The following is a 24,394-nucleotide window of genomic DNA, read 5'->3' as shown; positions in this document are numbered from 1 at the left end:
CGGTTGGACTGGCGTAGGAGCTGGCTTGCCAGCGAAGGCGGCCTCAAGGGCGCCGCAAGGCTCACGGGCCTGTTCGCCGGCAAGCCGGCTCCTACGGTGAGGGCGGTGTGGAGGTCAGGTGGCGGGGGTGTCGAGGAACACCGGCAGCTGTTCGGCGTATTCGGCAAAACCGCGCACCGCCGGGAACGACTCGGGACCGAACTGGTCCGCCACCATCATCTGGCTGAAGCTCCAGGCCACCGCCAGGCTGATGCCGGCCTGGCCCAGGGTTCCATCCCGGGGCAGGGGCTGTTTCTGCAACTCGCGCTCCAGCTCGGCATAGGCGGCCTGCAATTGGCCGCCGACCCGCTCCAGCCAGGGGCCGTGCTGTTTCTCCGCCGGGCGCAAGTTGCGTTCATAGACGATCTGTACCGACTTCTCACAGGCCGCCAGGGCCAGGCCAATCAGGCGCAATTCGTGCAGCCGCTGGGGCAGGGCGCTGGGCATCAGGCTGCGTTCCGGGCCGGCGAGGGCCTCCAGGTAGTCGAGGATCAGACTCGAATCCATCAGCACTTCACCGCCGTCGCAGACCAGGGTCGGAGCCTTGACCACCGGGTTGATGGCCTTGAACTGCTCGAAGGTGCTGAACACCGAGACCGAGTGGTGCTCGAAGGGCAGGCCCAGGCATTTGAGGCTGATGGCGACGCGGCGCACATAGGGTGAATCGAGCATTCCAATAAGCTTCATCACGTATTTCCTTGTCTTGAACGGCACAACGGATGGCAACGGCGCGGCCAATTTAGCGGTATTGAAGCGGCCTTGCACAGCTCCTTGCCATGGCTCAGCAGCGGCTACAGGCCAATGCCGATCGGGGATTGGTGTAGCCGCTGCCGCAGGCTGCGAACGGCACGAAGGGCCGCAGCGCTCTTGAGGCCGCTGCGGGTTTGGCGGGAGATCGTCAAGCAAGGCCCTGCGGGCCTTTTCGCAGCTTCGCAGGCTCAGCAGCGGCTACAGGCGTGCAGGAAGGCGTTCTGCGCCGATGCCTACCGCCGCCGTGGTCGCAGGCCCCACCAGACCAGGGCCAGGGCGAGGCTGAACAGGCCGGTCAGGGCCTGCAGCGAGCCGGCCAGGCTGTCCGCCAGCAGGCTGGCGAGCAACCCGCAGCCGGCGGTCAGGGCCATCTGGATAAAGAAGAACAGCCCCGAGGCGCTGCCCGCCACCGCCGCATAGGGTTGCAGGATCGCCAGCTGGCAGGCGGGGATCGCCAGGCCCACCGAGAACATCAGCGCCAGCATCGGCAGGACGATCGCCCACAGGCTGTCGGGCCACAGGCTGCGAGCCAGTAGCAACAGGCCGGCGCCGGCCAGGTTCAACAGGCAGGCCCGGGCTATCAGATGGTCGGCGCCGTGACGGGCGCCCAGGCGCTGGAACAGTCGCGAACCCAGCAGGTAGCCGGCGACGGTGGCGGCGAATACCAGGGCGTAGGCCGTGGGCGACAGCCCCAGTTGGCGCTGCAACAGCGCCGACGATTGCAGGATGAAGGGGAAATAGGTGCAGTACAGGCAGCCGATGGCCAGGGAATAACGCATGAAATAGCGCTCGCCCAGCAGCCGCAGGTACAGGCGCGGCAGGTGCTTGCCAAGCAGGGGGGCGAGCTGCGGCGGGCGGGTTTCGGCCAGCCGTTTGTACATCAGCAGCCAGGCCGCCGCGGCCACCAGGCTCAGGCACAGAAACAACCCGCGCCAGCCCAGCAGGTGGTCGATCAGGCTGCCCAGTGGCGGCGCCAGCATCGGCGACAGGGCGATGCCCATGGACAGCAGCCCGAGCAGGCGCGGCTGCTCCTCGGGTGCGCAGCGGTCGCGGACCATGACCCGGCCGACCAGGGTGCCGCAGCAACCGCCCAACGCTTGTAGCAGGCGCGCGGCCATCAGCATTTCGACACTGGCGGCCAGCATGCAAGCCAGGCTGGCTACAAGGAACAGCGCGGTGCCCGCCAGCAGCACCGGGCGCCGGCCATAGCGGTCGCACAGCGGCCCGCCCAGCAGCATCGACAGGGCATAGCCGAGCATGTACAGGCTCAGGGTCAGCTGCAGCTGGGTGTCGCTGGCGCCCAGGTCGTCGGCCATGGCCGGCAGCGCCGGCAGGTACAGGTCGATGCTGATCCGCGGCAGGCAAACCACCACCAGCAGCAACAGGGTCCAGAGCCAGGGGGCGAGGGCGGGTTCAATCGCGATGGAACGGGTGGTGGAGGGGGCAACGGGTGGCATGGCAGGCTCGGCGCAAGGGGGGACGGCGCTGAAATTAAGGTCTTTATGGTTTAATGCCGAGCACCGTTTAGAGCGCTTTTGACTGGACCACTATGAGCCGTGGAAAACACCCCGTGCCCCTCGACCTGCCCCTGCCGGAGCGCATGGATGAAACCCAGGGCAAGCAGGACAGCGCCTACGCTGCCTTGCGCCAGGCGATCCTGGAAAAGCGCCTGCCGGCCGGCTGCCGCTTGCCTTCGACCCGCACCCTGGCCCAGCGCTGGGGCCTGTCCCGGGGCACCCTGGAGGTGGTTTTCGACCGCCTGCGCAGCGAAGGCTATGTAAGCCGGGCCAGTGGTTCCGGAACCCAGGTCTGCGCCGTGGTGCCGGACCTCTACCTGAGCGCCCCGGCACAGGGGCTAGCGCCCGCCGTCAGTGACGGCGAGCCGCCGTACCCAGCACTCAGCGTGCGCGCCGGCCAGCCCTTTGTCGCGCGGCTGGCCGACCCGGCGCTGTTTCCCCTGCAGCGCTGGACCCGTTCCCTGACCCGAGCCCTGGGCAGTGCCACGGCGCAATCGCTGTGCGATGCCGACCCCGCTGGCCTGCCAGCCCTGCGCCAGCAGATCGCCGAGTACCTGGGGCAGCACCGGGGCATCGCCTGCCATGCCGGGCAAGTGATGATCACCACCGGCATCCGCCATGGCCTCGACCTGCTGGCCCGCAGCCTGCTCAAAGCAGGGGACAAGGTCTGTATCGAAGACCCCGGCTACCTCTCGGCCCAGAGCCTGTTTGCCCTGGCCGGGGCGCACCTGGTGCCGATCCCGATGGATGACCAGGGCATCGACGTGGCGCAACTGCAAGAGCACCGCGATGCACGCATGGTCTACGTGACCCCGGCCCATCAGGCGCCCCTGGGCATGACCATGCCGGTGTCGCGGCGCCTGGCGCTGCTGGAGTGGGCGCGGCACAGCCAGGCCTGGGTGGTGGAAGACGACTACGACAGCGAGTTCAACTACCAGAGCGCGCCCCTGGCGGCGCTCAAGTCGCTGGATCGGGATGACCGGGTGATCTACTGCGGTAGTTTCAACAAGACCCTGTTCGCCGGTTTGCGGGTGGGCTTCATGCTGCTGCCCGAGGCGCTGCGTGCCCGGCTGCTGGCCACCTTGCAGAACACCGGGCGCTCGGTTGGGGTGATCGAGCAACTGGCCCTGGCCGACTACATCGCCAGCGGCGCCTTCCTGCGCAACCTGCGGGCGGCGCGCCAGGCTTATCAGGAGCGCCGCGACCTGCTGCTGTCGATTCTCGCGCGGGAGGCGCCCGGCTGTTACCGCATCAGTGGCCAGCAGGCCGGGCTGCATCTGCTCCTGGAGCTGCCGCCGGGCAGCGACGAGGCGGGCTTTCGCCAGCGCGCGGCAGAGCAGGGGCTGCTGCTGCAAGGGGTGATTGAACATTGCCAGGACGTGCGCCGGCCACCAGCGGTGATCATCGGCTACGCGGCCCTGAGCCTGGCGCAGATCCGTTTCAGTGGATCGCGGCTGGCGGCGCTGCTGGTGGCCGAGGCGCGGCAGGGGCAAGAACCCTGAGCAGGGGCTGTCATCTGCCTGTCATGTCGCTGGGGCACTCTCGCCGCCCCGGCCCCTGGCCTTTGTGGATTACACGGACGTCATGCTCATTGTCACTTCCGGCGCGGCCTATCTGGATATCGACGCCTACGCCGGCTGCATCGCCTACGCCGAATTGCTCAACCTCAGCGGCCGCCCGGCCCGGGCCCTGAGCAGCGCGCCGCTCAACGAGAGCATTCCCCAGCGTTTCAGGGACATCCTCAAGGGCCTGGACAGCCACGTCCCGGAGGGCGCCGATCAGTTCGTGCTGGTGGACATTTCCAACCACCTGCACCTGGACCCGCTGGTGGACCTCGCGCGGGTGGTGGAGGTCATCGACCATCACCCGGGGTTCGAGGCCTTCTGGGACGAGCGCCTGGGCAAATACGCCGATATCCGCCCGATCGGCGCCGCCTGCACCCAGGTCTATGAGCGCTGGCGCGATTCCGGGCTGCTGCCCAGGATCAGCCGCGACAGCGCGCAATTGCTGGCGGCGGGGATTCTCGACAACACCCTGAACTTCACCGATCAGGGATGCACCGCAGCGGACCGCCAGGCCTATGCCGCCCTGGCCGCCCATGCCGGCCTGGGGCCGCAGTGGCCCGAGGCGTATTTCCAGCAATGCCAGCAACAGATCGAAGCGCAACTGGCGCAAGCACTGCTCAAGGACCTGAAGGTTCTTGAACCTTCCAGCAACCTGCCACGGCGCTTTGCCCAGCTGACCCTGTGGAATGGCGAGGACCTGCTGGCGCGCCAGCGCAGCCTGATCGAGCAGGTGCTGGGGCAGTGGGGCGATGACTGGCTGCTGAACCTGATCAGCCTCAGCGAGGGCAAAAGCTACCTGCTGACCGGCAGCCCGAGCAGTGCCCGCAAGCTTGAGCGGCTGCTGGAGTGCAGCACCCTGGACGGCGTGCATTGCCTGGCCCGGCCGATCCTGCGCAAGGAGCTGTTGCGCAAGGGCCTGGCTTTGCAGGCAATGCCCTGAACCGGGCGGCAGCCACCGGCATGGGCGCCACCCAGGGCCTGGCACAGGCCTCGCCCTGGCAGCGTTTCGCGGAGTTCCTGTACGGCGCCAAGATCTACCAATAGCGCCGCCGGGGCGGTTGCTGCCGGTCTTTGACGGGCGACTATGCTGAGCTTCTAGAGCGTCGATAACGGCGCGGGAGATCAGCCATGAGTCAGGACACAACCGCGCTGGTGCTTTCCGGAGGCGGCAGTCTCGGGGCGGTGCAGGTCGGCATGTTGCAAGCCCTGGTGGAACTGGGACTGGAATTCGATCTGGTGGTGGGGGCCTCGGTGGGCGCCATCAATGGCGCCTATTTCGCCGCGCGGCCCGATGCCCGGGGCGTGGCCGAGCTGGCGGACTTCTGGCGCGGCCTGCGCAAGGGCGACGTGTTTCCGTTTTCCTGGTTCGACAGCCTGACCGGCCTGCTACGCCATCGCGGCTGCCTGCTGCCGTCCACGGCCCTGTCCCGGCTGGTGCGCCGGGCGTTGCCGGTGGCGCGTATCGAGGACAGCCGACTGGCGCTGCATATCGTCACCACCAACCTGCTGACGGGGGCCCAGGAAGTGCTCTCCAGTGGCGACACCGAGCAGGCGCTGCTGGCCAGCGCGGCGATTCCCCTGGTGTTTCCCTGGGTGCGCATCGGCGACAAGCTGCTGGTGGATGGCGGGGTCGCGAGCAATACGCCGATTGCCGCCGCGGTGGGCCTGGGGGCCACTCGGGTGATTGTCCTGCCCACCGGTTTCGGCTGCGCCTGCCCGGCGCCGCCGGCGGGGATGCTGGCCCTGGCCCTGCACACCCTGAACCTGTTGAGCATGCGCCAGCTGGTGCGCGACATCGAACTCTACGCGTCGCGGGTGGCGATCCATGTGGTCGACCCCCTGTGTCCGCTGGGGGTGTCGGTGTTCGACTTCAACCAGACCGAAGCGCTGCTGCAGCGGGCGTACCGCCAGACCCTGGACTGGGTCGAGCAGGGCGGCCTGCAGCGCCGGGGCGTGCCCGATGCCCTGCAGGCCCACAGTCATGGGCCGGCGTCCGGCTAGTCGTCGAAGCCGCCCTGTTCGTGAATCTCGTCCATCTTCAGTTCCAGGCGGTAGGCCACGGCGATGAACAGCGCCTGGCACAGGCACAGGGTGGCGCTCAGTGAGCGGAAGGCGAAGGAGCTGCCTTCATTGACCAGCAGCACGCTGTTGGCGCGCTTGGCCAGGGGCGACAGGGTGCTGTCGGTGATGATCAGGGTCTGGGCCTGGTTGTGCTGGGCAATGCGCAGGCAGTGCTGGGTTTCCTTGGCGTAGGGGGTGAAGCTGATGGCGATCACCAGGTCGTTGGGGCGGATGCTGCGCATCTGCTCGCGGTAGCTGCCGCCCAGGCCCGAGACCAGGTGAATGCGCTTGTTGGTGTGCTGCAGGTTGTACACCAGGTAGTCGGCCACGGCGAAGGAGCGGCGCACCCCCACCACGTAGATGTTGTCGGCATTGACCACCAGCTCCACCGCCTGTTCGAAGACCGCGTCGTCCAGTTCCAGGCCCAGGCGCTCGATCCCCGACAGGGTGGCATTGATGCACTCGCGCGCCAGGTCGCCGCCGCTGGCCTTCTGCGACTTGTTGGCGATCATGCTGCGGATGCGCTGCTGGTAGTTCTGCACCGGCGTGGCCTTGTGGGTGTAGGCCTGGCGGAACAGCGCCTGCATTTCACTGAAGCCGCTGAAGCCGAAACGCTGGGAGAAACGCACGATGGCCGAAGGATGGACCTCGCACTCCCGGGCGATGTCGCTGATGCGGTCGACCATGATCCGGTCGCTCTGCTGGCTCATGTAGCTGGCGATGCGCTTGAGCTGGCGCGGCAGGCCTTCGTATTCCTCGGTGATCAACTGCAGCAGCCGCTCGGCATTCGCCGGAGGGCTGGCGAGGTCGCGCTCGGGCGTGCTCTCGGACAAGGCCGGCTGATCGGTGCGGGACATAGACAATCCTTCTGGCTTGTACGGGTGGGGCAGGCTGTGGGGCCGTCCCCTGACAATAGGTGGGCAGCCGGCAGTCTACAGGGTAGGGGCCGATAAAATCTTCGGGCCCCTGCCGGCCGGGGCGTTGCTGAAACGATGCAGGGCGTCTGGCTCAGGCTTGAAAAAAGTTTAATGGAAAATATATTCCATGTAAAAAATATATAGAAAAAATATTGATTGAGGCTGGGAGACGTTTTAGTCTGGGCCGACCAAGAGTGCTCGGCACCTGACCACGGCGACGAGCGCAGGCTGATAAAAATAACAGGAGCCAGCATGGGCCAGACTCGTTTTGCCAGTGGGCGTCAATTGGATCTGATTTGCCTCGGACGCCTGGGCGTCGATCTCTACGCGCAGCAGGTCGGGGCGCGGCTGGAGGACGTCGCAAGCTTTGCCAAGTACCTGGGCGGCTCGTCGGCGAACATCGCCTTCGGCACCGCGCGCCTGGGCCTCAAGTCGGCGATGCTGAGCCGGGTCGGCGACGATCACATGGGGCGCTTCCTGGTGGAATCGCTGGCGCGCGAAGGCTGCGACGTCAGCGCGGTCAAGGTCGATCCGCAGCGCCTCACCGCCCTGGTCCTGCTGGGCCTCAAGGACCGCGAAACCTTCCCTTTGGTGTTCTACCGCGAGAACTGCGCGGACATGGCGCTGTGCGCCGCCGACATCGACGAAACCTTTATTGCCTCCAGCAAGGCCTTGCTGATCACTGGCACCCATTTCTCCACCGACGGCGTCTACCGGGCCAGCCTGCAGGCCCTGGACTACGCCGAAAAGCACGGGGTCCGGCGGGTCCTGGACATCGACTACCGGCCGGTGCTCTGGGGCCTGGCGGGCAAGGCCGACGGCGAGACCCGGTTCGTCGCCGACTCGCAGGTCAGCCAGCATGTGCAGGGCATCCTCGGGCGTTTTGACCTGATTGTCGGCACCGAAGAGGAATTCCTGATTGCCGGTGGCAGCGACGACCTGCTGACGGCCCTGCGCACCGTGCGCTCCCTGAGCGCCGCGACCCTGGTGGTCAAGCTCGGCCCGCAGGGCTGCACGGTGATCCACGGCGCGATTCCGCCGCGCCTGGAAGACGCGGCGGTCTACCCCGGCGTGCGCGTGGAAGTGCTCAACGTACTGGGCGCCGGCGATGCCTTTATGTCCGGCTTCCTCAGTGGCTGGCTGGAAGAGGCCAGCGATGAGCGCTGCTGCCAGCTGGCCAACGCCTGCGGCGGCCTGGTGGTGTCGCGCCATGCCTGCGCCCCGGCGATGCCGACCCGGGCCGAACTGGACTACCTGTTCAGCAGCCCGGTGCCGATCACCCGTCCCGATCAGGACCCGGTGCTGCAACGCCTGCATCAGGTCAGCGTGCCGCGCAAGGCCTGGAAGCCACTGTTCGTCTTTGCCTTCGATCATCGTGGGCAACTGGTCGAACTGGCCCAGCAGGGCGGTCGCGAGCTTGCGGCCATTCCTCAGCTCAAGCAGCTCTTTATAGAAGCGGTGCAGCGGGTCGAAGCCGACCTGCGGCGCCGGGGCATCGAGGCCGATGTCGGCCTGCTGGCCGACCAGCGCTTCGGCCAGGACGCGCTGAACGCCGCCACCGGGCGCGGCTGGTGGGTGGCGCGGCCGGTGGAAGTCCAGGGCTCGCGGCCCCTGGCGTTCGAGCACGGGCGCTCGGTGGGCAGCAACCTGATCGCCTGGCCCCAGGAGCAGATCATCAAGTGCCTGGTGCAATTTCACCCGGACGACGAACCCCTGCTGCGCCTGGAACAGGAAGCGCAGATCCGTGGCCTGTACCAGGCGTCCCAGGTCAGCGGGCATGAACTGCTGCTGGAGATCATCCCGCCCAAGGACCTGCCCGGCGCCCATCCCGAGGTGCTCTACCGCAGCCTCAAGCGCCTGTACAACCTGGGCATCTACCCGGCGTGGTGGAAGATCGAGGCGCAATCGGCCGAAGAATGGAAAAAGCTCGATGAGCTGATCCAGGAGCGCGATCCGTATTGCCGTGGCGTGGTGCTGCTGGGCCTGAATGCCTCGGCCGAAGCCCTCGCCGAGGGCTTCCGGCAAGCCGCCAACAGCCAGACCTGCCGTGGTTTTGCCGTGGGCCGCACGATTTTCCAGGAACCCAGCCGAGCGTGGCTGGCGCGGGAGATCGACGACCAGACCCTGATCCGGCAGGTGCAGGGCACCTTCGAACAACTGATCAACGCCTGGCGCAGCGCCCGCCCCCTGTAGGAGCCGGCTGGCCGGCGAAGAGGGTCTTGAGCCTGGTGCCAGGCTCGCCGGCGCCTTCGCTGGCAAGCCAGCTCCTACGAGTGCGAGGCCGTTCTCCACGCTTTCATGAATAACAACAAAAGGTGCAGCCATGCCCGCGATCCGAATTGGCATCAACCCGATCTCCTGGAGCAACGACGACCTGCCGGCCCTGGGCGGTGAAACACCCCTGGACACCGCCCTCAGCGAAGGGCGCGAGATCGGCTATGCAGGCTTTGAACTCAACGGCAAGTTCCCCAAGGACGCCCAGGGCGTGGGCGATGTGTTGCGCCCTTATGAGCTGGCGCTGGTATCGGGCTGGTATTCCGGGCGTCTGGCCCGGCGCTCGGCGGCCGAGGAAATCGACGCCATCGCCAGCCATATCGAGTTGCTCAAGCACAACGGCGCCTCGGTGCTGGTCTACGGCGAAGTGGCCGATTCGATCCAGGGCTCACCGGTGCGCCTGATCGAGCGCCCGCGCTTCCACAGCGCACAGGCCTGGCAGGACTACGCCGACAAACTCACGGAGCTGGCGCGCTTCACCCTGTCCCAGGGCGTGCGCCTGGCCTATCACCATCACATGGGCGCCTACGTCGAGTCCTCGGCGGACATCGACACGCTGATGCGCCTGACGGGCGAGGAAGTCGGCCTGCTGTTCGATTCCGGCCACTGCTACATGGGCGGCGGCGAGCCCCTGGAGGTGCTGCGCAAGCATGTGCGCCGGGTCTGCCATGTGCATTTCAAGGACGTGCGCAAGCCGGTGGTGCAACTGGCGCGCAACAACCTGTGGAGCTTTCCGGACTGCATCGTCAACGGCACCTTCACCGTGCCCGGCGATGGCGACCTCGACTTTGCCGCCTTGCTCGATGTGTTGCTGGCCGCTGACTACCAGGGCTGGCTGGTGGTGGAAGCCGAGCAGGACCCGGCCGTGGCGCCGAGCTACGTCTATGCGAAAAAAGGCTACGACACCCTGCGCGCGTTGCTGGACGCCGCGCTGCCATCGTCGAGGACAGGCCAATGAATCTGTTGGTTAAAAGCGCGACCCAGGGCCGGACCCTGGTTCAACTGCCGGAGGGCGCCCTGGAGTACGTGGGGTTCAGTGCCTACCGCCTGAGCCTGGGGGACAGCCTGCCGCTCAGCGCCGGCGACCAGGAGTTGTGCCTGGTGCTGCTCAGCGGCCGCATCGACGTGCAGGGCGAGTCGCCCCAGGGCGCCTTCCAGTGGTACAACCTGGGCGACCGGCAATCGGTGTTCGAAGACAAATCGCCCTTTGCCGTCTATCTGCCGCCGGGCAGTCAGGCCCAGGTCAGTGCCTTGAGCGAGGTGCAGATTGCCCTGTGCGCCGCCCCGGGTGATGCCGCCGCCGGCCTCGGCCCGCGCCTTATCCGTCCGGAGCAGTGCAAGCGCAGCGTGCGCGGCAAGGGCGCCAATACCCGTTATGTCTGCGACATCCTGCCCGACAGCGAGCCGGCCCATTCGCTGCTGGTGGTGGAGGTGCGCACGCCGTCCGGGCATTCCTCCAGCTACCCGCCGCACAAGCACGACACCGATGACCTGCCGCACCAGAGCTTTCTGGAAGAGACCTATTACCACCAGGTCAACCCGCCCCAGGGCTTCGTCTTCCAGCGGGTCTACACCGACGACCGCAGCATCGACCAGGCCATGGCCGTGGAAAACAGCGACCTGGTGGTGGTGCCCAAGGGCTATCACCCGGTCAGCGTGCCTTACGGCTACGAGTCCTATTACCTGAACGTCATGGCCGGGCCCAAGCGGGTCTGGCAGTTCCATAACGACCCGCAGCACAGCTGGCTGCTGGATCTCTGAAGCCCCGAACCCAGACGGCAACTCTTTACGGAGAACAAGAACAATGAGCGACACCCCGGTAATCGGCCATTACATCGACGCTCAGGAGCGGGTGGCCGGCGAGCGTTTCAGCCCGGTGTTCAACCCGGCCACGGGGGCGGTCCAGGCCCGCGTGGCCCTGGCCAGCCAGCAGACCGTGGACGAGGCCGTGGCGTCGGCACTGAAGGCTTTCCCGGCCTGGTCCGAGCAGTCGGCCCTGCGCCGCGCGCGGGTGATGTTCAAGTTCAAGGAACTGCTGGACCAGCACCACGCGGAACTGGCGCAGATCATCACCCGCGAGCACGGCAAGGTGCTGTCCGACGCCATGGGCGAGGTGACCCGTGGCATCGAGATCGTCGAGTACGCCTGCGGCGCGCCGAACCTGTTGAAAACCGATTTCAGCGACAACATCGGTGGCGGCATCGATAACTGGAACCTGCGCCAGCCCCTGGGCGTGTGCGCCGGGGTCACGCCGTTCAACTTCCCGGTGATGGTGCCGCTGTGGATGATCCCCATCGCCCTGATTACCGGTAACTGCTTCATCCTCAAACCGTCCGAGCGCGACCCGTCCGCCAGCCTGCTGCTGGCGCGCCTGCTGACCGAAGCCGGGTTGCCCGATGGGGTGTTCAACGTGGTCCAGGGCGACAAGAGCGCGGTGGACGCTTTGCTCCAGCACCCGCACATCGAAGCGATTTCCTTCGTCGGTTCGACGCCGATTGCCCAGTACATCCACCAGCAGGCCAGCGCCCGAGGCAAGCGTGTGCAGGCCCTGGGCGGGGCCAAGAACCACATGATCGTGATGCCCGACGCCGATCTGGACCAGGCCGCCGATGCACTGATCGGCGCGGCCTACGGCTCGGCCGGCGAGCGCTGCATGGCGATCTCCATCGCCGTGGCGGTGGGTGAGGTGGCTGATGAATTGATCGCCAGGCTGCTGCCGCGCATCGACCGGCTCAAGGTCGGCAACGGCTTGCACGGCGACAGCGACATGGGGCCGCTGGTGACCGCCGAGCACCAGGCCAAGGTTGAAGGTTTCATCGACCAGGGCGTGGCCCAGGGCGCGCAGCTGCTGGTGGACGGTCGCGGCTTCAAGGTGCCGGGGGCGGAGCAGGGCTTTTTTGTCGGCGCCACCTTGTTCGATCAGGTCACCCCCGAGATGAGCATCTACCGCGAGGAAATCTTCGGGCCGGTGCTGGGCATTGTGCGGGTGCCCGACTTTGCCAGCGCGGTGCAGTTGATTAACGCCCATGAATTCGGCAATGGCGTGTCCTGCTTCACCCGTGACGGCGGCGTGGCCCGGGCCTTTGCCCGCAGCATCAAGGTGGGCATGGTCGGCATCAACGTCCCGATCCCGGTGCCCATGGCCTGGCATTCCTTCGGCGGCTGGAAGCGTTCGCTGTTCGGCGACCACCACGCTTATGGCGAGGAAGGGGTGCGCTTCTACAGCCGCTACAAGAGCGTGATGCAGCGCTGGCCCGAGAGCATCGCCAAGGGCCCGGAATTCAGCATGCCGACCGCCCAGTAACTGTCTCGACGCGATGGATTTTGGAGAACAAGAAGAATGAGCCAGCCCCTGCGTTTCGCCCTGAATCGTATGGTTGCACCGCGTTTGTTGCTGCCGGCGTTTATCGACCTGGCGCGGACGCTGAAGGTCGATGCGATTGAGATCCGCAATGACCTGGCGGGCGTGGAAATCGAGGACGGCACGCCGCCGCAGCGGGTCCGCGAATTGTGCGCGGCCCAGGGCATCAAGGTGTTGTCGATCAACGCCCTGTACCCCTTCGATGTGTGGAACCACGAGCGTCGCCAGCAGGCCCTGAGGCTGGCCGCCTATGCCCGTGCCTGCGGGGCCGAGGGGCTGGTGCTGTGCCCGCTCAATGAGCGTGCCGACCCACGCACCGAGGCCCAGCGCAGCAGCGCTTTGCACAGCGCGTTGCGCGAGCTGGCGCCGATTCTGCGGGATCACGGCCTGCTGGGGTTTATCGAGCCCCTGGGCTTTGAGGAATGCGCGCTGCGCCACAAGCGCACGGCGCTGGAGGCGATCCGTGCCAGCGGCGGCCTGGACGTGCTGCGCCTGGTGCACGACACCTTCCACCACCACTTGGCCGGTGAGGAGGAGTGCTTCCCCGAGCTGACCGGGCTGGTGCACATCTCCGGGGTCGAGGATCGCGAAGCGCCGCTCAACCGCATTCGCGACGGCCATCGGGTGCTGGTGGGCGAGGCGGACATCCTCGGCACTGCGGCGCAGATCGACACGTTGTTGAGCGGTGGCTACCGCGGCTACCTGTCGTTCGAGCCCTTTGCCGAGAGCGTGCACGGGCTGGCGGACATCCGGCAGGCGCTGGAGGCGAGCATGGCCCACCTGCAGCAATCCCTGGCCTAACACCGCCCTCGCGTAGGAGCCGGCTTGCCGACGAAGGGCCCCCACAGCGGGGCGCAAGTCTCCAAGGCGCTTTCGCTGGCCAGCCAGCTCCTACGGACGTGTTGGCAGACACATCAACATTAAGGTGCAAACCATGAGTACGACACGCTTGACCATGGCCCAGGCCCTGGTGAGATTCCTCGATAACCAATACGTCGAGGTGGATGGGGTCCAGAGCAAGTTCATTGCCGGGGTCTTCACCATTTTTGGCCACGGCAACGTGCTCGGCCTGGGCCAGGCCCTGGAGCAGGACAGTGGCGACCTGGTGGTGCACCAGGGCCGCAACGAGCAGGGCATGGCCCATGCCGCCATCGGTTTCGCCAAGCAGCACCTGCGGCGCAAGATCTACGCCTGCAGCTCCTCGGTGGGCCCCGGCGCGGCCAATATGCTGACCGCGGCGGCCACCGCCAGCGCCAACCGTATTCCTTTGCTGTTGCTGCCGGGGGACGTTTACGCCAGCCGCCAGCCGGACCCGGTGCTGCAACAGATCGAACAGTTCCATGACCTGAGCATCAGCACCAACGATGCCTTCAAGGCCGTGAGCAAATACTGGGACCGCATCAACCGCCCCGAGCAACTGATGAGCGCGGCGATCCACGCCATGCGCGTACTCACCGACCCAGCGGAAACTGGCGCCGTGACCCTGGCATTGCCCCAGGATGTGCAGGGCGAAGCCTACGATTACCCGGACGCCTTCCTCGCCAAGCGCGTGCATCGCATCGACCGCCGTCCGGCCACCGAGGCCATGCTCGGCGATGCCCTGGCGCTGTTTCAGGGCAAGCGCAAGCCGCTGATCATCTGTGGCGGCGGGGTCAAGTATTCCGGGGCCAACCGGGCGTTGCAGGCTTTTGCCGAACGCTTCGGCATCCCCTTTGCCGAAACCCAGGCGGGCAAGAGCGCGGTGGTCTCCGAGCACCCGTTGAACGTCGGCGGGATCGGCGAGACCGGCTGCCTGGCGGCCAACCTGCTGGCCAGGGACGCCGACCTGATCATCGGCATCGGCACTCGCTACAGCGATTTCACCACCTCGTCGAAATGGCTGTTCCAGCACCCGGAGGTGGCGTTCCTCAATCTCAATGTCTGCCCTGGCGACAGCCTCAAGATGGAGGGTGTGCAGCTATTGGCCGATGCCCGCGCCGGCTTGCAGGCCCTGAGCGAAACCCTGGGCCGCAGCGGCTACCGGGCGGCCTGGGACGGGCAGATCAGCGCGGCCAAGGCGCAGTTGGACGCCGAGGTGGACCGGGTGTATCAGGTGCAATACCAGGACGACGGTTTTGTCCCGGAAATCAACGACCACATGGACCCGGCGCTGCTGCGGGAATTCATCGAGCTGACCGGCTCCTGCCTGACCCAGAGCCGGGTGCTCGGGCTGCTCAACCAGGCCTTGCCCGAGGACGGCATCATCGTCGCTGCCGCCGGCAGCCTGCCCGGCGACCTGCAGCGCAGCTGGCGCAGCAAGGCGGTCAACAGCTACCACGTGGAGTACGGCTATTCGTGCATGGGCTACGAGGTCAATGCGGCCCTGGGGGTCAAGCTCGCCGAGCCTGCGCGCGAGGTGTACGCCCTGGTGGGCGACGGCTCCTACCTGATGCTGCATTCGGAGCTGGTCACCTCGATCCAGGAGCGGCGCAAGATCAATGTGCTGCTGCTGGACAACATGGCCTTCGGCTGCATCAACAACCTGCAGATGGGCCACGGCATGGACAGCTTCGGCACCGAGTTCCGCTACCGCAACCCGCAGAGCGGCAAGCTCGACGGTGGCCTGGTGCCGGTGGACTTCGCCATGAGCGCCGCCGCCTACGGCTGCAAGACCTACAAGGTCAGCACTGAGGAGCAACTGCTGGCGGCCCTGGCCGATGCCCGGACCCAGACCGTCTCGACCCTGATCGATATCAAGGTCCTGCCCAAGACCATGATCCACGGCTACCTGTCCTGGTGGCGGGTGGGCGTGGCCCAGGTGTCCACCAGCGAACGCACCGATGCGGCGGCCAAGATCCTTAATGAACGCCTGGCCCAGGCCCGGCAGTACTGATTGCTCTGCAACGCACAACCACAGGAGTATCTGCATGTCTTTGAAACTTGGTGTTATCGGCACTGGCGCCATCGGCCAGGATCACATCCGTCGTTGCAGCCAGACCCTGCTGGGCAGCCAGGTGGTGGCGGTCACCGACATCAACCTTGAGTCGGCGGCCAAGGTGCTCGGCGACCTCAAGCTCAGCGCCGAGGTCTACCCGGACGGCCACGCGCTGATCAAGGCGGCGGACGTCGAGGCGGTGCTGGTCACTTCCTGGGGCCCGAGCCACGAGGAATTCGTGCTGGCGGCGATTGCCGCGGGCAAGCCGGTGTTCTGTGAAAAGCCCCTGGCGGTGACCGCCGCCGGTTGCCGGCGCATCGTCGAGGCCGAAATCGCCCACGGCAAGCGCCTGGTGCAGGTGGGGTTCATGCGTCCCTACGATGCCGGCTACCAGGCCCTGAAGGCGGTGATCGACAGCGGCCGGATCGGCGAGCCGCTGATGCTGCACTGCGCCCATCGCAACCCGCGGGTGGGTGAGAACTACAAGACCGACATGGCCATCACCGACACCCTGATCCACGAACTGGACGTGCTGCGCTGGCTGCTGGCCGACGACTACGTGTCGGTGCAGGTGGTGTTCCCGCGCAAGACCAGCAAGGCCCTGGCCCACTTGCGCGACCCGCAGATCGTGCTGCTGGAAACCGCCCGTGGCACGCGGATCGACGTCGAGGTGTTCGTCAACTGCCAGTACGGCTACGACATCCAGTGCGAAGTGGTGGGGGAGAGCGGCATCGCCAAGCTGCCGGAGCCGTCCCAGGTGCAATTGCGCAGCGAAGCCAAGCTGTCCAACGCCATCCTGATGGATTGGAAGGAGCGCTTTATCGCCGCCTATGACGTGGAGTTGCAGGCCTTTATCGACGGCGTGCGCGCCGGCCAGGTGGGCGGGCCTTCGGCCTGGGACGGCTTTGCCGCGGCGGTGGCGGCCGATGCCTGTATCGAAGCGCAGAACAGCGGCCAGATCGTCAAGATCGAGTTGCCCCAGCGTCCGGGCTTCTACGCCTGATTCCCGGCTGGCCGGCGAAGCGGGGCTTGGAGTAGGCGCAGGGCTGGGGGGCGCTTTCGCTGGCAAGCCAGCTCCTGCAGGGGGAGGTGTGAGGATTGCCGGAAGGGGCCCTTGCGGGAAGCGCAGGTCTTGGGCCCGCAGTCGTCGCAGTGCCGGTTTTACCGGGGGGAAACCGATTTAGAATAAAATTCTAAAATGAGTTGATATAGAAATTATTTTCCAATAAAGTCATTTCCAGGTTGCCGACTAGCTAGGTTGCACACCCCTCAAGCAGGCTTTGAGCGCGGCGTGCACCGACCCACAAAAACAAACAGGTACCGTCGATGAAAACCTTCAAATCCGCTGTCCTCGCTGTCACTTCACCGCTGCGCTCTTTTCGCGCGCCGGCCGCCGCGACACCCCGGGCCAGTCGTTCGGCCATCCTCCTGACCTGTCTCGGCTTTCTCTGCGTAGAGCGCAACGGTGCGCTGCTGTGCTGCGTTCCGGGGGCGCCTGTGGTGCGTCTGCCGCTCTGAGTCGTTCTGCGCTTTATCCATAAAACCTACAAGAATGTGGAGAAAGACCTGTGATGAACACCAAGATCCGTTTTGCCTCGCTCGCGCTGTCGCTGCTGCTGACCAGCGGGGCGGCGCTGGCCGATATCAAGATCGGCGTGAGCATGTCGCAGTTCGATGACACCTGGCTGACCTACCTGCGCGAATCGATGGATCAGAAAGCCAAGTCCCTGCCCGATGGCGTCAAGCTGCAGTTCGAGGACGCCCGCAGCGACGTGGTCAAGCAATTGAGCCAGGTCGAGAACTTCATCAGCCAGAAGGTCGACGCCATCGTGGTCAACCCGGTGGACACCGCCGCCACCAAGAAAATCACCGAGGCCGCGGTTAAGGCCGGCATCCCTTTGGTCTACGTCAATCGCCGCCCGGATGACCTGAACCTGCCCAAGGGCGTGGTCACCGTGGCCTCCAACGACCTGGAGGCCGGGAAGATGCAGATGCAGTACCTGGCCGAAAAAATGGGCGGCAAGGGCGACATCGTGATCCTGCTGGGCGATCTGGCCAACAACTCCACCGCCAACCGCACCAAGGGGGTCAAGGAAGTGCTGACCCAGTACCCGGGGATCAAGATCGATCAGGAGCAGACCGGGGTCTGGCTGCGGGACAAGGGCATGACCCTGGTCAACGACTGGCTGACCCAGGGCCGCAAGTTCGACGCGGTGGTGTCCAACAACGATGAAATGGCCATTGGCGCCGCCATGGCGCTGAAGCAGGCCGGGGTCGAGAAGGGCAGCGTGCTGATCGCCGGTGTCGATGGCACCCCCGATGGCCTGCGCGCGGTGAAGAAGGGCGAGCTGGCGCTGTCGGTGTTCCAGGACGCCAAGGGCCAGGCGGACGGCTCCATCGATACCGCGGTGAAGATGATCAAGCATGAGCCGGTGGAGCCGGCGGTGTGGATTCCGTATCGCCTGATCACCCCGGACAACGTCGACCAGTTCAAGTAACGCCGCGCACCCGGCCAAGCGGTTCCATAACAACAATAAGTGACAGGGCGGCCCCGGCCGGCCCTGACGATGGAGTACCTGATCATGTTCTCTTGCGCGACTGCCTCAAGCACCCCGCTGGCCGCCGTCCAGGCGGTCACCCCGGCGACCGCAGAGCCTTATCTGCTGGAGGTGATCAACGTCAGCAAGGGCTTTCCCGGCGTGGTGGCCCTGTCCGATGTGCAACTGCGGGTACGCCCGGGAACGGTACTGGCGCTGATGGGCGAGAACGGCGCCGGCAAGTCGACCCTGATGAAGATCATCGCCGGCATCTATCAGCCGGACGCCGGCGAGCTGCGCCTCAAGGGCCGGCCGGTGGTCTTCGACACGCCCCTGGCGGCCCTGCAATCGGGCATCGCCATGATCCATCAGGAACTCAACCTGATGCCGCACATGAGCATCGCCGAGAACATCTGGATCGGCCGCGAACAGATCAACGGCCTGCGCCTGATCGATCACCGCGCCATGCACCGCTGCACCGCGCAGTTGCTGGAGCGCCTGCGCATCGACCTCGATCCCGAGGAGCAGGTGGGCAACCTGAGCATCGCCGAGCGGCAGATGGTGGAGATCGCCAAGGCGGTGTCCTACGACTCCGACGTGCTGATCATGGATGAACCGACCTCGGCCATCACCGACAAGGAAGTGGCGCACCTGTTCTCGATCATTGCCGACCTCAAGGCCCAGGGTAAGGGCATCATCTACATCACCCACAAGATGAACGAAGTGTTCGCCATCGCTGATGAAGTGGCGGTGTTCCGCGACGGTGCCTATATCGGCCTGCAACGGGCCGACAGCCTGGACGGCGACAGCCTGATCTCGATGATGGTCGGGCGCGAGCTGAGCCAGCTGTTTCCCCAGCGCGAGAAGCCCATCGGCGAGCTGCTGCTCAAGGTCCGCGACTTGCGCCTGGATGGGGTGTTCGACGGCGTGTCTTTCGACCTGCACGCCGGGGAGATCCTCGGCATCGCCGGGCTGATGGGCTCGGGGCGGACCAATGTCGCCGAAACCCTGTTCGGCATCACCCCAAGCGATGGCGGCGAGATTGTCCTCGACGGCCAGCCGCTGCGCATCGGCGACCCGCACCGGGCGATCGAGAAGGGCCTTGCCCTGCTGACCGAGGATCGCAAGCTCAGCGGCCTGTTCCCTTGCCTGTCGGTCCTGGAAAACATGGAAGTGGCGGTGCTGCCGCATTACGCCGGGGGCGGTTTCATCCAGCAGAAGGCCTTGCGCGCCTTGTGTGAGGACATGTGCAGGAAGCTGCGGGTCAAGACTCCGTCCCTGGAGCAGTGCATCGATACCCTGTCCGGGGGCAATCAGCAGAAGGCGCTGCTGGCGCGCTGGCTGATGACCAAGCCGCGGATCCTGATTCTCGACGAGCCGACCCGGGGCATCGATGTCGGGGCCAAGGCCGAGATCTATCGTCTGATCGCCGCCCTCGCCAGCGAAGGCATGGCGGTGATCATGATTTCTTCGGAACTGCCGGAAGTCCTGGGCATGAGCGACCGGGTCATGGTCATGCACGAAGGCCAGCTCATGGGCATTCTCGACCGCAGCGAAGCGACCCAGGAACGGGTGATGCAACTGGCGTCGGGCATGTCGCTGGTGCACTGATTCTCCAATCGATGGCGACCGGCGGCGCGCTGAGGCGTCACGGTCAGGCGCTAACAAAGGTGAGTGGTTATGAACGTGATGTCTGAAAACAAACCGGCCGTGGTACCCGCCAGGACGCGTCGGCGCTGGCCCACCGAACTGAGCATTTTCCTGGTGCTGATCGGCATCGGCCTGGTGTTCGAGCTGTTCGGCTGGATCGTTCGTGACCAGAGCTTTCTGCTGAACTCCCAGCGTTTGGTGCTGATGATCCTGCAGGTGTCGATCATCGGTCTGCTGGCCATCGGCGTGACCCAGGTGATCATCACCACCGGCATCGACCTGTCCTCGGGCTCGGTGCTGGCGCTGTCGGCGATGATCGCCGCCAGCCTGGCGCAGACCTCGGACTTTGCCCGGGCGGTGTTTCCGTCCCTGACCGACCTGCCGGTGTGGATCCCGGTAGTGGTCGGGCTGGGGGTGGGCCTGCTGGCGGGGGCGATCAACGGCAGCATCATCGCCATCACCGGCATTCCGCCCTTTATTGCCACCCTGGGCATGATGGTGTCGGCCCGTGGCCTGGCCCGCTATTACACCGAAGGCCAGCCGGTGAGCATGCTTTCCGACTCCTACACCGCCATCGGCCACGGGGCGATGCCGGTGATCATCTTCCTGGTGGTGGCGGTGATCTTCCATGTCGCGCTGCGCTACACCAAGTACGGCAAGTACACCTACGCCATCGGCGGCAACATGCAGGCGGCGCGCACCTCGGGGATCAACGTCAAGCGCCATCTGGTGATCGTCTACAGCATCGCCGGGCTGCTGGCGGGGCTGGCCGGGGTGGTGGCCTCGGCGCGGGCCGCCACCGGGCAGGCGGGGATGGGCATGTCCTACGAGCTGGACGCGATCGCCGCCGCGGTGATCGGCGGCACCAGCCTGGCCGGCGGCGTGGGGCGCATTACCGGCACGGTGATCGGCGCGCTGATCCTCGGGGTCATGGCCAGCGGCTTCACCTTTGTCGGCGTGGATGCCTACATCCAGGACATCATCAAGGGCCTGATCATCGTGGTGGCGGTGGTCATCGACCAGTACCGCAACAAGCGCAAGCTCAAGCGCTGAGGCACCGGCCTGGTGGCGACGCTGGCTTGGCCGCAAAGCAGCCCATAAGGGAATGCAACGCTGGCTGGCCGGTTCGCCGACAAGCCGGCTGACAAGGGCTGAAACGGGGGGTAAAAGGCTCGAATTGGCTGTCCGGTACTGCCGTTTGTCTTCTAACAGGCACGCCTCTATGGAATTTTTTGTTATAAACGCACTCCGATAAGCGCCAGCAAAGCCCGTGATTATGGGCTTTGTGCGTTTTGTCGGACAGATTCGCTGTCATTTCAGTTGCTGCGCCCTCAAACCGGCCTTAGACTGCCGCCCCTCGTAAATTGAGTGCCGGGTGGCGCTTGGAAGGTATGGCGCCTTTCTGATGACCTGACGGGTCAACCGGAAACCGTTTGAATTCGCCTTAATGCACGTATTTTTTATAGAGAAATCAATGACCAAGGAAAAGTTGCTGGCCATGCCGGCGGATGACTACATGAATGCCGAGCAGCACGCTTTTTTCAGCGACCTGTTGCAAGCCATGAAGGTGGAAACCCACGAGCGCATCGAACAGAACCGGATCGCCATTGAAAGCCTGGACACCCCGGCTGACCCGGCCGACGCCGCTTCCGTCGAAGAAGAGCGCACCTGGCTGGTCAACGCCATTGATCGCGATCAGCGCATGCTGCCGCAGCTGGAGCAGGCCCTGGGCCGGATCAGTGACGACACCTTCGGCTGGTGCGACGACAGCGGCGAGCCCATTGGCCTCAAGCGCCTGCTGATCAGCCCGACCACCAAGTACTGCATCGAAGCCCAAGAGCGCCACGAGCAGATCGACAAGCATCAGCGTCAGGCTTAAAAGCAGCTGCAAGCTTGTAGCGTCAAGCTGCAAGTGCATCCTTGCCTCCGAGTGCGTAGCCGTGCCAGCGCTGCGCACTGGAGCGGGAGCCAGGCCCTCGCCACGCTGCTCCTGCCTCCACATCCGTTGATCTACTGCAACATCCCCCTTCCAAGACTCTGAATAATGCCTCGCACATGCCGCTTGCTGCTTGTAGCTTGCCGCTGCTCTTCTTCCTACTAAGGGACCATGGTTAATGGCCTTATAGTGGCGTCTAATGCCGAAAATAATTAGAACGATGTGGGGTGCTAAACATGTCAAGAGAAGGATCTCTAGCGGTGCCGATCGCGCAACCGCTGGCAGCAACACCCGCCGCCCGCTGGTGGGCGCCGACCTTGCAGAGCGCGGCCTTGATGGGCTTGCTGGTTGGCCAGGCACTGGGTGACTGGTCGCTGTACCTGTGCCTGCCTCTGGCGGTGCTGGTGGTCTGGCTGCCCCGGCTGAGAAGCCGCAAGGTGCCCGAGACGCCGGCGGCAACGGCCGACAGTGAGCTGTCCTCGCTGACCCGCGACCTGTCCTACAGCACCACCCATAACGCCCTGTCTGCCGCTGGCGTGGCCTATTCGGTGACGCAACTGGCGGGCAAGCTGCAATCCCAGCTGGATGCCGCGGCGCGCATCGTCGGCAACGCCGAGGTGATGATCAAGACCGAACAGGTCACCTCACAGCTCAGCCAGCAGGCCCTGGGCGCCGCCAGCCAAGCCCATGCCAGCAGTGCCGAAGGGCGCACGGTGCTGGGCGAGTCCATCAGCCGCATGCATTCCCTGAGCCAGCGGGCCAATGGCAGCCGCGAGCTGATCGAGGCCTTGAGCCAGCGCAGCGAAGAGATCCAGCGGGTGACCCTGGTGATCCAGTCCATCGCCAGCCAGACCAATCTGCTGGCCCTGAACGCGGCCATCGAAGCGGCCCGGGCCGGGGAGCACGGGCGCGGCTTTGCCGTGGTCGCCGACGAGGTGCGCGGGCTGGCCGGGCGCACCGCCTCGGCCACCGACGAGGTCGGGGTGATGGTGGCGGATATCCAGCAGCGCACCAGCGATGTGGTGGAGCAGATCCGCCAGCTGTCCGACGACCTGAACCTGGGGGTGGAGCAGGTGGAGCACACCGGGCGGCATCTGGACAACATCGCGCGGCTGGCGGCGGGGGTGGAGGAGCAGGTCAGCGAGATCGCCCGGGGCGCCGAAACCAATCGCGAACAGCTCGACAGCCTGTTCCACGCCGTGGAGCAGATGCGCAGCGACCTGGCCATCAGCGACCAGCAGACCCGCAGCCTGGCCGAGGCCGCGGTGCAGATGGAAGGGCAGGCGGAAACCATCAGCGAGCGTTTGGCGGCGGTGGGCCTGGACGACTATCACCAGCGTATCTATGACCTGGCCCGCGAAGGCGCGCGGCGCATCGCCGAGCAGTTCGAGGCCGACCTGGCGCAGAACCGCATCAGCCTCGATGATTTGTTCGACCGCCACTATCAGCCGATTCCCAATACCCATCCGCCCAAGTACCAGACCCGGTTCGACCGCTACACCGATCAGGTGCTGCCGCCGATCCAGGAGTCCCTGCTGCCGCGCCACGACGGCCTGGTGTTCGCCATCGCCTGCACCCAGGAAGGTTATGTACCGACCCACAACAAGATTTTCTCCCAGCCGCTGACCGGCGATCCCCAGGTGGACATCCTGCACAACCGCAGCAAGCGCAAGTTCGCCGATCGCACCGGCATCCGTTGCGGCAGTCACCAGCAGCCGCTGTTGCTGCAGACCTACACCCGTGATACCGGCGAGCTGATGCATGACCTGTCGGTGCCGATCATGGTCCAGGGACGGCATTGGGGCGGCCTGCGCCTGGGCTACAAACCCGAGCAGGCAGCCCCTAGGCGCAAGTCTTGAGAGGTCGATTGTTACTCGCGAGGTAACGCTGCTGTGCAGATTCGGGCTGTTATCGAGGCCGGGAAGCGATTAGTATCCGAACATCGTTAGGAGGCTAACTAATTCCGCGAGGTGCTCCATGCACAGCAAAGTCGATGTGGCAGTGATGATTGGCAGTGGCGTTCCCGCTTCGCTGCGGGCCCTGGGGCGCAAGGCGTGCTGGGTGGTGCTGGTCAATGGCGAGCAGCGCGGCACCGCGTTTGCCAGTCGGGCCGAAGCCGAAGAGTGCCGGCAGGCGTGGCAGGCACAACTGGCCAGTGTCCAGGGAGCGCGCCAGGGGTTCAGGCACTCGGCTTGAATCTTGGTTGGGCGCAGGCGTTCGAGGTGGGGGCGCTGGGCGCTTGTCGCCGCCCTTGGGCCTGTGCGGCCAGGGCGGCGGGTGTGTTCGAGTCAAGAGGGGAATCAGGCGTTCAGGGCGCCCTGGTCAATGGCCAGCTTGAGGGCCTTGGCCGAGGCCTTGGCTGCGGCCAGGGCTTCTTCCGGAGTCTTGAACCAGCGGTCCCGTTCCACCTGGTGGAAGGTGATCTGAGTCAGTGGAGGTTTGGCGCGCATGGCAATCACGGCCTGGAATTCGCCTTCGACTTCTCTGCACTCGCCACGAATGAAAAACTCGCCAATATCTAGTTCGGTCACTTCTAGCCTTCCCTTGGAGATGAGTGAGTGCTTGAGCGCCCGTACCGCGGTCGCTCAACCAGCGGCGGAGTATGGCAGTTGTTGCGTTGCGAGGGGCTGAGTTATGTCATTGCGGTTTTAGGTAACGAATGTTCCGAGGGACTAAAGTGAACTTTCTTACGCTTAAATCCGCCAACCCAGATCACTGCGCCCGCGTATTACTGGTTAGAATGCCGGGCCTTCGTGTGACGACTGCGGGCAAGATTACCCGCTGATGAGCAACATTAGTCTGTGTACTAATCAATGGCCGGGCCGCCATCAATCGCTCGCTTTAAATGGTCGAAATGCACAAAGTTGCTCTAG

The 24,394-nt window shown here is 65.3% G+C and carries 21 protein-coding genes; 17 read left to right on the top strand and 4 right to left on the bottom strand.

Features of this window, described 5'->3' with window-relative positions:
• Positions 1 to 114 precede the first annotated feature (114 nt).
• A complete protein-coding gene (locus tag GGI48_RS01890) occupies positions 115 to 726 on the bottom strand; it encodes a glutathione S-transferase (protein ID WP_179596633.1) in 612 nt (203 codons plus the stop codon).
• 296 nt (positions 727 to 1,022) lie between these two features.
• Positions 1,023 to 2,246 (bottom strand): multidrug effflux MFS transporter, encoded by a 1,224-nt coding sequence (locus GGI48_RS01885; RefSeq protein ID WP_179596631.1) that lies wholly within the window; start codon positions 2,244 to 2,246, stop codon positions 1,023 to 1,025.
• Positions 2,247 to 2,338: 92 nt separating this feature from the next.
• Between GGI48_RS01885 and GGI48_RS01880 the strand changes: the two genes are divergently transcribed.
• The 3 genes from GGI48_RS01880 to GGI48_RS01870 all read left to right on the top strand — a co-directional run bounded on the left by GGI48_RS01880 (position 2,339) and on the right by GGI48_RS01870 (position 5,872).
• A complete protein-coding gene (locus GGI48_RS01880; protein ID WP_179596629.1) occupies positions 2,339 to 3,808 on the top strand; it encodes a PLP-dependent aminotransferase family protein in 1,470 nt (489 codons plus the stop codon).
• Between the two features lie 82 nt (positions 3,809 to 3,890).
• Positions 3,891 to 4,811, top strand: coding sequence for a DHH family phosphoesterase (locus GGI48_RS01875; RefSeq protein ID WP_179596627.1), 921 nt, complete (start codon positions 3,891 to 3,893; stop codon positions 4,809 to 4,811).
• 188 nt (positions 4,812 to 4,999) lie between these two features.
• Complete coding sequence (locus GGI48_RS01870; RefSeq protein WP_179596625.1) at positions 5,000 to 5,872, top strand: patatin-like phospholipase family protein; 873 nt, start codon at positions 5,000 to 5,002, stop codon at positions 5,870 to 5,872.
• Here GGI48_RS01870 and GGI48_RS01865 read toward each other — a convergent pair.
• The gene (locus tag GGI48_RS01865; protein ID WP_179596623.1) at positions 5,869 to 6,789 is read right to left on the bottom strand and encodes a MurR/RpiR family transcriptional regulator; all 921 of its coding nucleotides are present in this window, start codon (positions 6,787 to 6,789) and stop codon (positions 5,869 to 5,871) included. The two genes, GGI48_RS01870 and GGI48_RS01865, sit on opposite strands and share 4 nt — an antisense overlap.
• A 312-nt stretch (positions 6,790 to 7,101) precedes the next feature.
• Here GGI48_RS01865 and iolC point away from each other — a divergent pair, with 312 nt between their 5' ends.
• From iolC to GGI48_RS01795, 14 genes are all read left to right on the top strand, one after another.
• Positions 7,102 to 9,042, top strand: a complete 1,941-nt coding sequence (gene iolC, locus GGI48_RS01860) for a bifunctional 5-dehydro-2-deoxygluconokinase/5-dehydro-2-deoxyphosphogluconate aldolase (RefSeq protein WP_179596621.1) — start codon at positions 7,102 to 7,104, stop codon at positions 9,040 to 9,042.
• A 130-nt stretch (positions 9,043 to 9,172) separates the two neighbouring features.
• Positions 9,173 to 10,081 carry a myo-inosose-2 dehydratase gene (gene iolE, locus GGI48_RS01855; RefSeq protein ID WP_179596619.1) on the top strand — a complete coding sequence of 303 codons (909 nt, stop codon included), beginning with the start codon at positions 9,173 to 9,175 and terminating at the stop codon, positions 10,079 to 10,081.
• Positions 10,078 to 10,884 carry a 5-deoxy-glucuronate isomerase gene (iolB, locus tag GGI48_RS01850; protein ID WP_179596617.1) on the top strand — a complete coding sequence of 269 codons (807 nt, stop codon included), beginning with the start codon at positions 10,078 to 10,080 and terminating at the stop codon, positions 10,882 to 10,884. The genes iolE and iolB overlap by 4 nt, the downstream gene beginning before the upstream one ends.
• Before the next feature lie 43 nt (positions 10,885 to 10,927).
• Positions 10,928 to 12,427: a CoA-acylating methylmalonate-semialdehyde dehydrogenase gene (locus GGI48_RS01845; protein WP_179596615.1), complete on the top strand. Its 1,500-nt coding sequence runs from the start codon at positions 10,928 to 10,930 to the stop codon at positions 12,425 to 12,427.
• 36 nt (positions 12,428 to 12,463) lie between these two features.
• Complete coding sequence (locus tag GGI48_RS01840) at positions 12,464 to 13,285, top strand: TIM barrel protein (RefSeq protein WP_179596613.1); 822 nt, start codon at positions 12,464 to 12,466, stop codon at positions 13,283 to 13,285.
• A 133-nt stretch (positions 13,286 to 13,418) separates the two neighbouring features.
• The gene (gene iolD / locus GGI48_RS01835) at positions 13,419 to 15,356 is read left to right on the top strand and encodes a 3D-(3,5/4)-trihydroxycyclohexane-1,2-dione acylhydrolase (decyclizing) (RefSeq protein WP_179596611.1); all 1,938 of its coding nucleotides are present in this window, start codon (positions 13,419 to 13,421) and stop codon (positions 15,354 to 15,356) included.
• Positions 15,357 to 15,390: 34 nt separating this feature from the next.
• Complete coding sequence (locus tag GGI48_RS01830) at positions 15,391 to 16,401, top strand: Gfo/Idh/MocA family protein (RefSeq protein ID WP_179596609.1); 1,011 nt, start codon at positions 15,391 to 15,393, stop codon at positions 16,399 to 16,401.
• A gap of 323 nt (positions 16,402 to 16,724) precedes the next feature.
• Entirely contained in the window at positions 16,725 to 16,916 is a 192-nt protein-coding gene (locus GGI48_RS01825) for a hypothetical protein (RefSeq protein ID WP_080963059.1), read from the top strand.
• 53 nt (positions 16,917 to 16,969) lie between these two features.
• On the top strand, positions 16,970 to 17,896 hold the full coding sequence (locus GGI48_RS01820) for a sugar ABC transporter substrate-binding protein (RefSeq protein WP_179596607.1): 927 nt from the start codon (positions 16,970 to 16,972) through the stop codon (positions 17,894 to 17,896).
• 84 nt (positions 17,897 to 17,980) lie between these two features.
• Positions 17,981 to 19,546, top strand: a complete 1,566-nt coding sequence (locus GGI48_RS01815; RefSeq protein WP_179596605.1) for a sugar ABC transporter ATP-binding protein — start codon at positions 17,981 to 17,983, stop codon at positions 19,544 to 19,546.
• Positions 19,547 to 19,615: 69 nt separating this feature from the next.
• On the top strand, positions 19,616 to 20,638 hold the full coding sequence (locus GGI48_RS01810; RefSeq protein ID WP_179596603.1) for an ABC transporter permease: 1,023 nt from the start codon (positions 19,616 to 19,618) through the stop codon (positions 20,636 to 20,638).
• 421 nt (positions 20,639 to 21,059) lie between these two features.
• Positions 21,060 to 21,464: a TraR/DksA family transcriptional regulator gene (locus tag GGI48_RS01805; protein ID WP_016962869.1), complete on the top strand. Its 405-nt coding sequence runs from the start codon at positions 21,060 to 21,062 to the stop codon at positions 21,462 to 21,464.
• Between the two features lie 293 nt (positions 21,465 to 21,757).
• A complete protein-coding gene (locus tag GGI48_RS01800) occupies positions 21,758 to 23,380 on the top strand; it encodes a methyl-accepting chemotaxis protein (RefSeq protein ID WP_179596602.1) in 1,623 nt (540 codons plus the stop codon).
• 118 nt (positions 23,381 to 23,498) lie between these two features.
• Entirely contained in the window at positions 23,499 to 23,717 is a 219-nt protein-coding gene (locus GGI48_RS01795) for a hypothetical protein (protein WP_016962867.1), read from the top strand.
• Between the two features lie 104 nt (positions 23,718 to 23,821).
• On the opposite strand, the gene GGI48_RS01790 is transcribed toward GGI48_RS01795, so the two are convergent.
• Positions 23,822 to 24,052 (bottom strand): hypothetical protein, encoded by a 231-nt coding sequence (locus GGI48_RS01790; protein WP_016962866.1) that lies wholly within the window; start codon positions 24,050 to 24,052, stop codon positions 23,822 to 23,824.
• Between the last annotated feature and the right edge of the window lie 342 nt (positions 24,053 to 24,394).

The organism is Pseudomonas protegens, from assembly GCF_013407925.2.
Taxonomy (GTDB): Bacteria; Pseudomonadota; Gammaproteobacteria; order Pseudomonadales; family Pseudomonadaceae; genus Aquipseudomonas; species Aquipseudomonas fluorescens_AP.
Note: the sequence above shows the minus strand (reverse complement) of the source record. Positions and strands in the feature narration are given on the sequence as shown.